At 41.2% G+C, this 15,717-nt stretch carries 11 protein-coding genes; 5 read left to right on the top strand and 6 right to left on the bottom strand.

The features are described 5' to 3' along the window. Window positions 1-216 precede the first annotated feature (216 nt). Window positions 217-1,854: an AMP-binding protein gene (locus tag GNIT_RS06125; RefSeq protein WP_014108291.1), complete on the top strand. Its 1,638-nt coding sequence runs from the start codon at window positions 217-219 to the stop codon at window positions 1,852-1,854. A gap of 87 nt (window positions 1,855-1,941) precedes the next feature. Here the strand turns inward: GNIT_RS06125 and GNIT_RS06130 are convergent, their stop codons facing one another. Next, on the bottom strand, window positions 1,942-3,483 hold the full coding sequence (locus GNIT_RS06130; RefSeq protein WP_014108292.1) for a hydroxymethylglutaryl-CoA reductase: 1,542 nt from the start codon (window positions 3,481-3,483) through the stop codon (window positions 1,942-1,944). A gap of 182 nt (window positions 3,484-3,665) precedes the next feature. Here GNIT_RS06130 and GNIT_RS06135 point away from each other — a divergent pair, with 182 nt between their 5' ends. The 4 genes from GNIT_RS06135 to GNIT_RS06150 all read left to right on the top strand — a co-directional run bounded on the left by GNIT_RS06135 (window position 3,666) and on the right by GNIT_RS06150 (window position 8,227). Beyond that, window positions 3,666-4,127: an SRPBCC family protein gene (locus tag GNIT_RS06135; RefSeq protein WP_014108293.1), complete on the top strand. Its 462-nt coding sequence runs from the start codon at window positions 3,666-3,668 to the stop codon at window positions 4,125-4,127. 201 nt (window positions 4,128-4,328) lie between these two features. Next, window positions 4,329-6,314, top strand: coding sequence for a protein-L-isoaspartate(D-aspartate) O-methyltransferase (locus GNIT_RS06140; RefSeq protein WP_014108294.1), 1,986 nt, complete (start codon window positions 4,329-4,331; stop codon window positions 6,312-6,314). Window positions 6,315-6,324: 10 nt separating this feature from the next. Further along, the gene (locus tag GNIT_RS06145; RefSeq protein ID WP_014108295.1) at window positions 6,325-7,512 is read left to right on the top strand and encodes a hypothetical protein; all 1,188 of its coding nucleotides are present in this window, start codon (window positions 6,325-6,327) and stop codon (window positions 7,510-7,512) included. A 238-nt stretch (window positions 7,513-7,750) separates the two neighbouring features. Then, complete coding sequence (locus GNIT_RS06150; RefSeq protein WP_238526945.1) at window positions 7,751-8,227, top strand: two pore domain potassium channel family protein; 477 nt, start codon at window positions 7,751-7,753, stop codon at window positions 8,225-8,227. A 20-nt stretch (window positions 8,228-8,247) separates the two neighbouring features. Here GNIT_RS06150 and GNIT_RS06155 read toward each other — a convergent pair whose 3' ends face one another. The 5 genes from GNIT_RS06155 to GNIT_RS06180 all read right to left on the bottom strand — a co-directional run bounded on the left by GNIT_RS06155 (window position 8,248) and on the right by GNIT_RS06180 (window position 15,572). After that, a complete protein-coding gene (locus GNIT_RS06155) occupies window positions 8,248-9,117 on the bottom strand; it encodes a hypothetical protein (protein WP_014108297.1) in 870 nt (289 codons plus the stop codon). Continuing rightward, window positions 9,114-10,916, bottom strand: coding sequence for a hypothetical protein (locus GNIT_RS06160; RefSeq protein WP_014108298.1), 1,803 nt, complete (start codon window positions 10,914-10,916; stop codon window positions 9,114-9,116). The genes GNIT_RS06155 and GNIT_RS06160 overlap by 4 nt, the downstream gene beginning before the upstream one ends. A gap of 439 nt (window positions 10,917-11,355) precedes the next feature. Beyond that, the gene (locus GNIT_RS06170) at window positions 11,356-13,272 is read right to left on the bottom strand and encodes a DNA topoisomerase III (RefSeq protein ID WP_014108299.1); all 1,917 of its coding nucleotides are present in this window, start codon (window positions 13,270-13,272) and stop codon (window positions 11,356-11,358) included. A 137-nt stretch (window positions 13,273-13,409) separates the two neighbouring features. Then, entirely contained in the window at window positions 13,410-14,564 is a 1,155-nt protein-coding gene (locus GNIT_RS06175) for a GGDEF domain-containing protein (protein ID WP_014108300.1), read from the bottom strand. A 213-nt stretch (window positions 14,565-14,777) separates the two neighbouring features. Next, window positions 14,778-15,572 (bottom strand): type 2 periplasmic-binding domain-containing protein, encoded by a 795-nt coding sequence (locus GNIT_RS06180; protein WP_014108301.1) that lies wholly within the window; start codon window positions 15,570-15,572, stop codon window positions 14,778-14,780. Window positions 15,573-15,717 lie beyond the last annotated feature (145 nt).

Consider the following 15,717-nt stretch of genomic DNA (forward strand, 5'->3'; position numbering starts at 1 on the left):
AGGTCAAGAACCTGATCTACGTCAAAGAATATATCAGTGCTAGGATTACGCTTTACGTTGTTTAAAAACAAACCTTAGTTGAGAGCAAGAGTTTTCAATAGTTCATATGAAAGCGATTGTTAACCATAGCTGATAGTCTTTTTCTCAAGAATACGTAAGTAAAGTAACTGTACTATCGACAAATGAACAAAGTGTTCCTTATTAAGGATTACTTCTATGGCATTTAAAACTCCATTAGAAATGTTGTATCACTGGCAAGATACCAGCCCTAACACTGTGTTTTTAAGACAGCCTGTTGATGGCGAGGTGCAAGAGTTCACGTGGCAAGATACAGCAGATCAAGTATATAGGGTTGCAGCAGGATTAATCGCATTGGATTTACCTCCGATGAGCAATATAGCGGTTTTATCAAAAAATTGTGCCCAATGGTTTATTACTGATTTAGCCATCATGTTGGCTGGTCATGTGTCCGTACCTATCTATTCAACCGCCGGTGAAAAAACAATTCGGTACGTTCTAGAACACGCACAATGCCCAGTGATTTTTATTGGAAAGTTAGATAAAACCGAAGAGCAAGTTGCCGCTATTCCAAAAGGTACTATAAAGTGGGCTTTTCCGTATCCCCATATTGAAGCTGATAAACAGTGGCAAGAGCTGCTTGTAAATGAGCCTTATACAAAAAGAATGATACCCGATTGGAAGACAGTGATGACAATTGTCTATACTTCTGGGTGCACTGGCACTCCAAAAGGAGTGGTTCATAATTATGAATCTATCTGTTGGGCTGCTCATGGATCATTATACGAATTTGGGTTAGGGCCGCAAGACCGTATGTTGAGTTATCTCCCTTTGGCGCACATTACCGAGCGGGTTTTGGTAGAGTTAGCCAGTTATTATTCTGGCATGCGTATTGATTTTGTCGAGTCATTGGAAACTTTCTCCAGAGACATTAGGAACACTCAACCCACTTTATTTATCTCTGTCCCGAGGTTGTGGACAAGATTTCAAATGGGCATATTGGCCAATATCCCTCAAAAGAAACTTGATTTTTTACTTCGTATTCCTATCGTAAACACATTTATATCAAGAAAAATCCGCAGTAAACTTGGATTGCAAAAGGCGCGTCTATGCGCGAGTGGCTCAGCACCTATAGCTGAAGCAACACTGCATTGGTTTCATCGTTTAGGGGTGAATATTTCTGAAGGCTGGGGGATGACCGAGAACTGCGCCTATGGTACCTGTTGCGTACCATTTCGGGTTGATAAAATAGGCAGTATTGGGCGTGCTTATAAAGGAGTTGATATCCGTATCAGTGGCGAAGGGGAAATTCTGGTGAAAGGCAAGTGCAATATGAAGGAGTATTATTTAGAACCAAAAAAAACACTCGATGCATTCACTGATGACGGGTATTTGAAATCTGGCGACAAGGGTTCTGTAGATGAAGATGGTTATTTTAGAATTAGCGGGCGCTTGAAGGAGATATTTAAAACCTCAAAAGGAAAATATATTGCTCCTGTGCCAATTGAATCAAAACTTATGGTTAACTCTTTGATTGAACAAGTTTGTGTCACAGGGGCCAAACTCAAACAACCAGTTGCTTTGGTCGTATTATCCGAAGAAGCTCGGAATGAGCCTCTTGAAAAAGTTAAGAGTAGCCTACTCGCAACTTTTGAGGAGGTTAATGCTAGCTTAGAAAGTCATGCAGTGTTAGACCACCTTGTTATTGTAAAGGACGCCTGGACGGTTGAAAATAACTTGCTGACACCCACGCTCAAGATTAAGCGTAATGTATTGGAAGAAAAGTACGAAACCTTAATAAATAAAGTATACACAGAAAAAATTGTGTACCAATGAACAGAAAATAACAAGCAGGCGATAATCGCTCAAATTCCTTCCTTCACGATTTACATCCATTTCTAGCCAAAAAGAAGCAGTTCAGGATTAATTTCTACCCAGTTCTTCATGCGATGTCACCCAGTCCAAGGATGAAATAGCAGATGCTAGCGATATCTCGCCAGCGAGGACAACAGAAGCGACTATTTCAGCAAATTTCAATGCTTTTCCCGGGCCATAGCAATGTAACATTTCCAAACATTCCTTCTGCGTCCCTAAGCCCGTGCCACCACCACACGTTGCTATGATTAATGAGGGGAGGGTTATTGAAAGATATAAGTCTCCTTCATCATTAATTTCTGAATAAATAATCCCAGCTGACGATTCAGATACGTTAGCGACATCTTGGCCCGTGGCGATAAACATTGCTGTAATACCGTTTGCAGAGTGCAACCCTGTGTTATTGGCGCCGGCTAAAAATGCGCCAATAGAGGCGGCTCGTTGATGCTGTCCAATTTGTGTCGGTTCTACTCGCATAACTTCAATTAAATCACTTTTTTTGATAGTGACTTCGGCCGTCACTCTTTTTCCGCGTGTATGTAGAATGTTGATAAATGAGGATTTTTTATCAGTCGCCATATTCGATTCGAGGAAAAAGTTTTTGATACCCGGATATTGCTCAATTATCCAACCGCAGGCAAAATAAGTGGCTCGCCCCACCATATTCTGACCTCCTGCATCACCGGTGGTAAAGTTAAAGCGTAAAAACGCAAATTTGTTGGCTTTGTAACTTTCAATGTTACGCAGTTTTACATGTGGGTCAGTCGCTTCGGCCTGCTGTCGTATTCCATCAATATTATCAGTCACCCAGCGGTCAAAGTCTCTGGCTTCTCTGGCATCATCAAACACAAAAACAGGGGCTCGCTGCATAGCATCATCCACCACGGTTGCTTTTACCCCGCCAGACTGATTCAGTAACTTTATGCCTCGGTTATAAGATGCCACGAGCGTACCTTCAGTGGTGGCAAGTGGAATAAGGAATTCTCCTTGAGCATGCTCACCGTTTACTTTGATCGGTCCTGCAATACCAATAGGTATTTGAGCCATACCACAAAAATGTTCAATGTTGCCACTAAGAGAGGCGAGATCAGCATCGAAGTTAAATAAATTTTGAGGCGTAGTGTCTGTTATTCCTGATACATACTCTTGTCGTTTTTTAATAATATCAGGATGAAAATCGTTTTCTGCGTTACGCGGAATTTGATTCAAGGTTTCGTTAATAAGCGGCAACTTGTCCTTCAGTACTAATTTTATATCACCAAAAGGAGGAGCAGTTATGGTGATGTTGATATCGACAATTTTTGAGTCAGGTATAGAAGTGCCATCAACAAACACAGTTAAGGTTGCCCCAAGTGGAAAGTCTATTCCTTTTTTTTGTTCAAGGGTATGAAGGCCAATTGGTGTGTCAGAGTTCAACGCAACCATGATTTTAGACATATCAATTTTTTGATTGTTAATGAATAAATGCAAAATTTGGTTAAAGTGTGCGCTTTTAATTCGATTTTTTAATGAAAAGCTTAAACCCTTATCAGTCTTTCTTAAACTGCCAAGGGTGTATAGCTGTTTTAGCATTGAGTCTGGTATAAGCATAGTGAGCTCTGCTGAAAAAGGTTTGTATTAACTATCTATGTTTTTTAATTGAATATGTTGATGGTGATCAAAAAAATTATCTTATCTAGAGTCAAACTCATCACTGTTTTATCTCAATCGATAGAGTGATTCAGCTTTCTTTTCCTGAACGCCACGATCGCCACTGCATCTAAGGAACTAAAATGACCGTAAAAGTGAAGATTGATTTACACCGCGAATTTATTGTTGCCGCAGACATCGATACCGTATTCTCTCTTTTATCAAATGTTCCCGCTTCCGCTGCTTATTTCCCGAAAGTACATAAGTTAACGCCGTTGTCAGATAATGCATTTCGATGGGTTATGGAAAAGGTCGCGCTTGGGATTTACTCAATTGAAACGAGTTATGCTTGCCAATATATTTCTGATACAGATGCAAAAACAATCGTGTGGGTGCCTATTGAAGGCGAGGGGAACGCTACCGTGTCAGGTAAATGGACATTAACCAAGTTTGCTGCCGGCACCAAAGTTTTATTTGAGACACAAGCTGAACTCATACTGCCAGTAAGCGGACTGCTTCAGTTAGCGATTAGCCCTCTGGTTAAAATCGAGTTTACGGGGCTGGTTGATACGTATCTGAACAACTTACAAGACTTATGGGCGTAGTGTCGTCTTCGGCACTGGAAGTCGTAATATTTATTGTATCTAGAAAAATTTGACGAGCAACTATTTGACGTTGGTCAAGATAACGAGAGCACATTTGATAAACAATCAACCTGTCTCTTTTTTATTTTATGGACGTTGAGCGTGAAAACGCCGTTCGGAAGTCGGCATAGCTTATAAACAAGACTATCAAAAGGAGCATGTATGACTGATTTTGCTGAATTAAGAAAGCAGATGATAAAGTATCAATTGGCGACTCGCGGGGTTGACGATGATGCACTGTTGAGTGCAATCAATACAGTGCCTCGAGAAAAATTTGTGCCAACAGAGTTGATAGAGTTCGCTTATCAAGATAGTCCCTTACCGATCGCTGCTAGCCAGACCATTTCTCAACCGTACATCGTCGCATTAATGATTGCGGCACTTGAACTTAAACCAAAAGATAAAGTGTTAGAGGTTGGTACCGGTTCAGGGTACGCCGCCGCGATTTTGTCTAAGCTGGCTCGACAAGTATTCACGATAGAAAGGCATAAAGTGCTTGCCGATTCAGCTCGTGTAACACTCCATCATTTGGGCTATAAAAACGTGCTTGTATTTCAAGCAGATGGAACATTGGGTTTGCCAAAAGAAGCACCGTTTGATGCCATAGTAGTAGCTGCAGGTGGTCCAAGTGTTCCTGAGCTTCTGAAACATCAGCTAGTTATTGGTGGACGTATGGTGATACCAGTGGGCTCAACATTGCAAAGCCAAAAGTTACTGAGGATCCGGCGCGTAAGTCAGCATGAATTTATAGAAGAGAGCCTCGGGGATGTGCGTTTTGTGCCTTTGATCGGTGCTGCTGGTTGGGAAGAAGAGTATGCTGAAAAGCCGAAAAAGAAAGAACCTACCCTCAGTTTACCTGACCATATTTATGAAAACAGTGAACATTTTGCCAGAATAGACGATTGTAATTTAGACAATTTACTTGAGCGTATCGGCGATAGTCGCGTAGTGCTATTGGGCGAATCATCGCATGGAAGTGCAGAATTTTATGATATGCGAGCCCGAATTACTAAAGAGCTGATAGAGAAGAAAGGCTTTACTATTATTGCCGCCGAGGCCGACTGGCCTGATGCAACGAATATCAATCATCATGTTCAGAGCACCTCCGATGAGTCGATGCAAGATGATCCACCTTTCACACGCTTTCCCACTTGGATGTGGCTTAATCACTCCGTTCTTAACTTCAGTCATTGGTTAAAGTCTTTTAATAATGATATCCAATTATCTGAGAATAAAGTGGGGTTTTACGGTCTTGATCTATACAGCATGAATACTTCAATGGAAGCGGTGTTAAGTTACTTGGATTCAGTAGATCCGAAAACAGCAGAAATTGCGAGGGTTCGTTACGGCTGTCTGACACCTTGGGCAAGGGAGCCGTCACTTTATGCTCGAGTGACTATGAACAAACAATATAAAGAGTGCGAAAATGATGTCGTTGCCACGTTACATGACTTACTCAAAAAACGCCTCGACTATTCTGCTGCCGACGGTAATCGATTTTTCAATGCCGAACAAAATGCCCGCTTAGTCGCAAGTGCCGAACGGTATTATCGCACAATGTATTATGCTGAAAATAACTCTTGGAATTTGCGAGATCAACACATGTTCGATACCTTGCAATCAGTCATGTTACATAGAGGCAAGTCTTCAAAAGCCGTTGTCTGGGCACATAACTCACACATTGGTGATGCTCGAGCAACTCAAATGAGCGCTCGCGGCGAATTCAATTTAGGACAGTTAACTCGCGAATGCTATGGCGATGCGGCTTACCTAATTGGATTTGGTACTGACCACGGCACAGTTGCGGCGGCGTCTGAATGGGGCGGTCCAATGGAAGTAAAACAAGTGCAGCCGTCTCATATTGATAGCTATGAGTATCTGTTTCATCAGGTGAAAACGGATAATTTAATATTGCCCTTGCGTAAACTAAAGCAAAAAACAGTGGGCAAAAAGCTCACGACTGAACGTTTAGAGAGGGCAATTGGCGTGATATACAGACCAGAAAGCGAACTACAAAGTCATTATTTTTATGCTGCATTACCGAATCAGTTCGATGAATATATTTGGTTTGATGAAACAAGCGCTGTTCAGCCTGTTAATAGAGAAACCATGCAAGATAGTCCCGATACTTTCCCGTTCGGCTTGTAGCTTTGCCCTTATGAACTACGAACAGCTAGCTCAATCCATTATGACACAATACGCCATTGATACTGGATTAGCCCGAGATCCTGAGTCGGGGGCGAAAAATCCTCCGCGGCGTTATTTATGGACTGATGCCTTTGCAGTTTGCAATTATCTTGGGTTCTATAAACGACATTCCGCCCCTGCATTCTTGCAGCAAGCGCTTACGTTGGTTGAACAAGTACACTGTGTGCTTGGAAAACACCGTGAGGATAGCTCAAAAAAAGGATGGATTAGCGGGCTTGACGATGTTGAAGCGAAGCGCCATCCAACGGCTGGCGGTTTAAGAATTGGTAAACCTTTAAATGAAAGCAATGCTGATACAGAAGTGAACTCATCTGCAGAATGGCAGCAAGATGGTCAATACTTCCACTATCTTACTAAATGGATGCATGCTTTAAATTGTGTCGCTCGAGCAACTGGCGATATGCAATATAATGAATGGGCACGAGAATTAGCTAAGACTGCGCACAGTGCATTCGTCTATGATGATTATGTAAATTCAAAACGCGTAAAGCGAATTTACTGGAAAATGAGCATTGACCTCTCTAGACCTCTTGTTTTATCGATGGGTCATCATGATCCCTTAGATGGTCTTCTAATTTATCAGCAGTTGCAAACTTGCTGCGCAAGAGCGGAAGCTAAAACTTCAAATTATAATTTGTCTAACGAAATTGCAGAAATGGCGGCTGTATGTGAGGCGAAGAACTGGGCAACTAACGACACACTTGGCGTCGGCTGCTTGCTTACTGACGCGTATAAATTATGTCAGTTAATGGGATTGTATCAATTAAATGGACAGCACTTATTTGAAAAAATACTACAAGATATAGAGAGTAGTTTACATCATATTGTTGGAGGTAACCTTTTTAGCATAAAGGCCTCCAATCGTTTGGCATTTCGTGAATTAGGCTTAGCGATTGGCCTACAAACAATCAGCAAAATGCGTCAGGTGCTTACTAAACACTCGGCAGAATTTCAACAAGTTGACTCACTCAATCTTCTATTATTGCGTCTGTCAGCCTATGAACCGTTGCATAGTATTATCGAAAATTTCTGGCTTAAGCCTGAACAACAAAGTTTGGCTGTATGGCAAGAGCATGCAGATATAAATAACGTGATGTTAGCAACCAGCTTATTTCCCAGTGGTTATGTTCAACTATAAAATAAAAACGAACTTTTGGGGGAAGCAGACTGGAGCTTTGGTTCTCTATTGTCAATAATATTGATCCCAGTCAAGCCTCCCAAAAAGAAGTTATTTATTATCACATCCGAGGCAAAGCTGTGATTGCCATCGAGCTATTCGTTTAACTTTACATCCGGCGCTATTACAAATTTGTTAACTAACTATGAAGCATCAAGGTTTAAGAAAGAAGACACAAAATTACATAAAAGAAGTTATTTTGTATACGCCAGTTGTTTACATGGCGTGCCTGTTAGTTGCATTGTGGCTGTTGTTTTCGGCAGGGATTTATTTTGGAGAAAGCGATGCACCAAATACCAAAATAACCTCTTATGGCAAAGCTTTATATTGGGGGATTGCAGCATTTTCAACTGCTGGTATTGCCGATACTCCGGTCAATGGAATGTCCATTTTATTGGGCGGAATATGGATTGTTATTGGGTCTGCACTTTTCTTTGGTGCTATCGTTGCGTCGATAACGACTTATTTTATGCGTCCATTACAACGCCCATCAAAACAGATTATTGATACTATTGAATACAACCTTGAACAATTAGATGAGCTCTCAATTGAAGAGCTAGAATTGTTGAAAAAAATGACAGATTCGTTCATTGAACACGTAGAAAACTTAAAATTTGAGCAGGAAAAGCATTTGAACTCCCGCAGGAAACAAACAATACGAGAGTCTAAGGGGTAAATTTGATGCAAAAAACAAAATTACTCAACGCTAAGCCATTCAGCTACCATCGTTTTGATACGCTCAACGTCAGTGCTACCACTCTGGCTTAAATAAGCTTTATAGATTGGATGCGTTGCTTTCATATTAGCTATTTCAGACTCATCGTCGTTTTTACGATAATATCCGATCACTTCACCCATACTCATCTTATATTGCTTGGTTGCTGCCAATAAGGTGTCTTCAATATAAGCTTTCATTGTGGGATGTTTACTTAAAAAAGCGGCATTGCTTTTTGCATTAGAAACAAATTTAACCAGAAAACCAGCCGATTTAGTATTGTTGTTATCGGCTTGATAACCAAGCTCATCCAATAGACTACGAACATCAGCAATATTACTTGGATTAAAGTTCATTTGATTAACTTTTGATATTTCGCTGTATTTCTCTTCTAATACTTCTAAAGAGAGCGTGACTTGAATGATAAAACAATCGCGGTCAGGGGCTTTCCCGACGCCTTTTAACGTATCACACAATACTTTTGCGGAGTCTATGACATCAAAAAGTTTATTGTCGTTTGCATCAACATCGTCTCGCCAATAACCAACGGCCGCAATGCGATAATAAGCTAATGCTAGCTTGGGGCTGCCAGCACTCACCATAGCGTCACCCGACTCATGAGCCAACGCCGCTAAATACGCTATCTGCTTTTTCTCTGCAGTGTTGTTCTTTGTTGATGACTCTATTAATAGAGCTGTTAAGTTGTTGTCCATCAGATTGACGTCATTTGCGGCTGTATATTCTGCGGTGCTTATGCATGCGCTTAAGGTGAATGCCGCAAATAAAGTAATCAGGTACTTCAGTGTTCTATTTTTAAAGGTTAATTTGTAATAATTGTAGGTCAATTTCATGGTAACACTCCCTCTGTGATAGCGCTTTTAAGTGAGTCGGTAAGATATTCTTTAATCGTGTCGCTTCCCCATTTGTCTGGTTCGTTGACAACTTTTTGCAGTAAATCATCCATGAGTTCATTGATGATGGTTGGTTGACTCAATAAACCTGAAATATTTCCCTTCAATCCATCTACGGTAGTGCTAACTAAGTGCATAACAGTATTGGCCTGCCAAGCAAGGTCCGCGCTATCGCTATTGAATTGCTCTATTCGTTGCACTAGGGGGATAATAACGGCTGTGATTAGCGCTTTCTGTTCGCCAGCTACGGAAATGCTTTTGTTAAACAAACGCTCAAAGTCCGTTACGGCCGCGTTGCTGAGCAGCTCAGTAAACGCCAGCCACTCTTCGTTCGATAACATGAAGCTGTTATCTTGCTGGATGATCGCAATGCTGCCTTTTAGCACCTTTAAGGCGGTTTGATCATGAATGCTTAACATACTAGGGCTTTGACTTATTTGGGTCAGAATAATGTTCGATAAGCGCTGCTGCTGTTCGTTGTTAAATAAATCAATGCGTCCACCGTTTGCTAAACTTGTGCTCATTTCTGCACTAAAATCACGTATCAAAGATGCGGCAAGTTTGTCCCATGGCTTATTCGCATCTAATTTAAACAGTACATTTGCATGTTCACCGACGGCGTTGAAAACATTAATCGCAATGGCAGTACTTAGCTTTTTATCAAGCGTATTACTAGCGCTTGCGGAAAAACTAGTCGCAATGTTGCTTAATAAACCTTGCATAGCTTCAGTATTGTCAATGTGTTTACTTTCGTCAAAAAATACCTCTGGCTGTTTGATAGCAACATCCAGTCCAGCAACGAGTAAGGCAGACAAACCTTGTTTAGAAAATACGGCGGCGATATTTTTATCCTGAGCTGTTTCAGTTGCAGCGTTCAAAAATGCCTTCGTTACGATCCCCAAGGCCTTATCATCTACAAAATTGCCACCTAAATAACCCTCAGTGTTATCCACAATCAAGCGCATAACCGCAATCGAGGATGGCCCTATTAAGGTATTGATCAAATCACGGTATTGAATAACCTCACTCAAGTCTTTGTTTTCCATTTGCGTCACGATCGGATTTATTACCCCGCTGACTATGGCTGCAACCTGTTCATCATCAATAATGACTTTGGTATTTTCGGCAAGCACCGCCAAACTCGATCGCACAAACACGGCTAAAACTCTGTTTTCAAAGTCATGCCGTTTACCCATGTCCTCCACATCGTTAGGAATAAGACTATCGAGCTTTGTTGCAAAGGAGATCACTAGTTTCTCACCTTTAGAATCTGCGCCCATCACAGAAGGGTAAGCGGCAATAAATTCGGCACCGATATCAACTAACGTTAACGCCATGCGCGACCAAGCTGTAGGAGGTTGATTGTCATATCGCCATTGCTCAATCATGCGTCCACCAATGAGCATGTCTTTTTGCTCCGATGAACTATCAGATAATACATTTGCGCTTTTCAACTCATACATTTTGGCGATACAGGCCTGTGAATTAGCGGCGTCAGTATAAGTCCAAGAAAGGCTTGGTTCATGCCAGCCCTTTGCAAACGGAGGCTGAGTGCGCAGCGCGATATTATCAAACTCGTTTAAAAACTCGCTAACTTGCTGCAAAGGTGTACTTTGCGGCAAGCGGATGGTGGGTAAAAAAATAGGTTTATCAATTTTACGTTCAACACTCAAATCAATGCCTGATTGTGCAGCTCGCAGCATTGCTTTTATGCCGGCGCTTATAAGTAAAATGTCCATAGAATGTCCTTAGTAATCGGATTGTCAGCTAATTCGGCAAAAACCTAGTGAAGATGTGTCATGAATGGATAAATCGCTGAGTTTATTTTGAAAGATAGTTAAACGAGAAGGATGAACACATGATTTCACCGCCACTGTGCCAGTAGAGCGGATTGAAAAGCTAAGAAAGGGACGTGCGATGGCTAACGCAATTTCAAGCTCGTTCATAAAGTTCGTCCTTAAAACGTTTTATGAGCCTACAATTACTGCTTTGTAGCACTTTTTATCTAGTGAATTTTTGTGCTGTTTGGAATAGTTAACACAAGCAACGTAATATAGATTGATTAAAAAGTAAACGAATTTAAACGTTGCAGCAATTTAAGGGCTGGCTCTCGCGTAAGTTAGAGTCATCCTCTGTTTAACGATAAAGTCGAATATTAACGGCGATATTTATATTCACTTAAGAAGACTTTTTCTTAAAGTAACGCTTCTTGCGCGTTGGCTTCGAACTCTTCAAACCCGCAAACTGTCTTGAATCTAACTGTTGACTGTTGTCAATAAGCCGCGCAATAGACTCTGTTAAAGGTTGCATAAAGCCGTCATAACGTAGTTGTCGTTGGGCTATTTTATCTAAGTCTGCCTCCCAAGTTGCGGTCATGTCAGGATAAGTAGTTTCACTAGGTAAAGCGTTAATAAGGGCTTTACCTGTTTCGGTTGCATGGACCTCTTTGCCTACTTTTTGCATAAACTGACGTTTAAATAGCAAATCAATAATTGTTGCTCGGGTTGCCTCTGTGCCCAGCCCATCAGTCTCTTTTAATATAAGCTTAATGTTGCGATCCTGAACATAACGAGAAATACCGGTCATGGCTGCAAGCAAGGTAGCTTCTGTAAAATGTTTAGGGGGTGATGTTTGCTTCTCCATCAACTGAGAGTCTGTGCATTTCAGAAGCTCTCCTTTGTTTAACTGAGGCAACAACGTGTCGTTTTTATTATCGTCGGATGCATTATTTTGGTTTTTAGTCAGTGCTAACCAGCCTAAGTCTTGACTCGATTTGCCTTTGGCAACAAATTCACCGCCCGCAATATCAATCTTAGCCACTTGTTCTTGATATTTATGTGGCCCATAAAACTGCATTAAATATTGATTAGCAATGAGCTGATAAATTTTCCCTTCATACTGTGTAAAGCTGCCTATAGCCTTACTGCGATTGGTCGGAATAATGGCATGGTGGGCATCAACTTTGCTGTCATTCCAGGCTTTAGATTTTAACTTTGGATTAGCGTTATCTACTGCGCTTGCAAAATTTGGCACATTTGACTTAATCGCGCCTAACACGTTTGAAGCCTGCCCAAACTGGTCTTTTGGTAAATAGCGAGAATCTGATCTAGGGTAAGTAATCAATTGGTGTTTTTCGTACAGAGACTGACAAACATCTAACACCATCTTGGGCGATAAGTTAAAGCGCTTTGACGCCTCAATTTGTAATACAGATAAACTGAATGGCAAGGGCGGGGGACTTTGCCTATTCTGTACTTTGTAGTCAGTTACCTTAGCTTGTTGGCCTCGCGTTTTATTCACTACCGTTTGCGCTAATTTGCGTGACAGCACTCGACCTTCTTCGTCTTGATATGGTTCGCAAGCTTTGCTTGGTTGCCACTTGGCATTAAAGGTTTTCTTGTTCTGTGATTCTAGTGAAGCGATGACTTCATAAAAGGGTTTAGAGACAAAATGTGCAATCTCTTGATCGCGCCTTACTACCAAACCTAAAACTGGGGTCTGAACTCGCCCAACAGAAAGAACACCGCTATAACCACCGCGCTGTCCTAGCAGAGTGTAAGCTCGGGTCAGATTTAACCCATATAACCAATCAGCGCGAGAGCGAGCTAAGGCCGAAATCGACAAGCCTAAAAACTCACGATTAGTCCGCATGTTTTGAAGTGCTTTTTTCACTGCACTGGTGTTTAAGTCGTTTATTAACAAACGTCCGGCATTTTCAATAATTGAGGCTTTTACCCCGCAATAGGTGATCACTTCATCCACTAACAACTGGCCCTCGCGATCAGGGTCGCCCGCATTTACGATATGCGTAGCTTTTTTTAGTAGACGTTTAACCACGGTGAGTTGCTTTTGTGTGTTCTTTTTCGGCACAAGCTGCCACTTGTCGGGCACAATCGGTAGATGTTGCAGCGACCATTTGGCAAACGCAGCATCGTATTTATCTGGCTCTGCTTGTTCTAGTAGATGACCGACACACCACGTTACGCAATCGCCATTATCCAGCTCGATGTAGCCCTCGCGCTTTTGTTGTTTGCCAGAAAAACCTGTCGCAATTGCCCGACCCAAGCTAGGTTTTTCTGCGATATACACGATCATAAAAGAGCTTACTGGATGAAAAAACAGTATTCTAGCAAGCTTTAGCGCAAAAGGTTAGCTATCTCAAAGGCCAGTTGTCCATCGGATTTTACTTAGGCGGTTTAGGGAATGTCAGTGGAAAGTGTCTTTCGAAGTGCTTAATTCTCTTTAATCTTTCCAATAGATACGGTGTTACGGCCCGATTCTTTACTCGCATAAAGGGCAACATCAGCGGCTTTCAACGCCGCCTCATAACTATAATTAGCTGGCTTTAGCTGCGCCATGCCAATGCTAATGGTGACCTCAACTTCGTCCTTGCCAATGAAGCGCAACTGTTTAGCTACTTGCTCACACAAACGTTGGGCAATTTTAAATGCGGTATGCTGGTCGATGTCAACTAACAATGCGGCGTATTCTTCACCGCCAACGCGTCCAATAATGTCGTTGCTGCGCAATTGTTTTGATAACACTTGTGCAACCAATTTTATTGTACGGTCGCCAGTGGCGTGGCCAAAGTTGTCATTTATGTTTTTAAATAGATCTATATCAATCATCATTACTGCAGTTGGCAGGGATGGGTATTCTTGCCAATACCGTGCAACTTGACTAAAGAAATACTCTCGATTAGCGAGTTTGGTTAGTCCGTCGCGCTGCGACTTTAACGTTAATTGACGTTCAAGTTTAAGAAAGCAGAGCCAGGGTAAAAGCAGTGCAGTAAGGGTGGTCAACAGTATGTGACTCAACAGAGTATAAATAGAACTCTCAGGCAAACCATTTTGATTAATGGTACCCCAGTTTATAATAATCAAAATCGCTTGGATGAGCATAACGGCACTATGCACTATGAATATCGTTTTTAACGTGCGGGTGAGAATGGGTTCGTTAATGACTGATTTATGCAATAAATAAGCACATAGGCCAAACAACGAAGCGGTTGCCAGCGCCGCTATGAAGCTTACTAACTGATGGTGTTGAAAGGTTGCCAACAACAGAACGACAACCGTGCTGAATGCTGCAAAATATTGCTTTCTTTTGCGCTTTGTATAGCGAAATCGAGAAAACTGGATAAGTCCTAATAATATTAAGGTAGGTGTCAAAATTAGTAAAAAATCAGCGACGAAAAAAGTGAAAAATTCAGGAATATTATAGGACCGTGACGATGCTAATGCGGCTCCGATGACAAAGCTCCCACAAGACAAGGCCCAAAGTTTAAAACATTTATCCTTGGGCTTGCGACGATACAATACGCTCAAGTAAAACCCAATTAGGACATTTGTCACTAATGTCATGATAACTAATGTGGGTAAATGCATGTATCCCTCAATTTTGACTAAGAATAATTTTGTGCCGCTAGTCCAAAACGGCCAACACTTGAGAGTATCGTAATTTTGTTAGTGTCGCTAATTCTTGGCGTATCGTAAATGAAATATCGGTATACATTTTGATAAATTACGAAGTGCTGTTGAGATAGACTGTTGGGGGTAAAAGACGCTAGTCTTCCACCGAGTTTATTCACTTGAATTTACTTACAACATAGCCCGAAATTGCTTGAGTGAATCGGGCAAATAAGGATTAGTTAACTGCAAGGTTTTGCGCGTTCTCAAGGCTAATCTGTCTACAATGTTTGGATGATGCATTTCAAATAATGCGGCGTGTTTGCCATTCGCAATCGCGGCGTGTAAACCGCTCTCGACTATATTGGCAAGTTGCATCTTATCGGGGTGGACGTAAAAGACGAGTGGAAGTGGGTAATAAATTAAAATGTTTGGTTCAATTAACAATTCCTTTTTGAAGTCACCTAATTGCTCTAATATCGACTCTATTTCGTTTACCCCTAAGGTAATATAGTCAATTTTTTGGGCTAATAAACGACTTACGTTATCATCTAGGCTGCCTTTTTCGGACACCGTATATCCATTCTTTCTAAACAAGTCTGCATCAGCCCAAGTTGCAGGAATACCAATCGTCATTTTTTGTAATTGTTCCATGCTACTTATATTGCTAAAGCGCTTGGCCTGTTGTTTTAGAATTATCAGTAATCGATGACCTAAAATGCCTTTACAAACCGGTATCTCTATTATTCTAGTAGGTTTGCCAGAAAACTTTTGATTCCCGGCAACGCTGACAAGCACGTCGCATCCCTTGGAGAAAATATTCCCTTCATCTTCAGCACTTGGGTAGTCGGATTCATCTACTAAAATATCGGCATCCACAAAATCGGCTTCACTCAAGCATAAAGAAAGCAACTGCTTTTCGTATTCACGTCTAATGGGTGATTTGTTGCCGTTCCAAAAACGGACCTGTTTTTCATTTATTATCATTATTTGGCTTATTAGAAATATTATGTTGTTAATTTATTAGCTGTTAGGTGAAACTAAGAAGTACCGTTTTTGATTTTGATTTTGATTTTGATTTTGATTTTTATATCTAGTCATTATTAAAACGCTTGCGAAGAGACACATAAAA

It is taken from the genome of Glaciecola nitratireducens FR1064, assembly GCF_000226565.1.
GTDB classification, from domain to species: Bacteria; Pseudomonadota; Gammaproteobacteria; order Enterobacterales; family Alteromonadaceae; genus Glaciecola; species Glaciecola nitratireducens.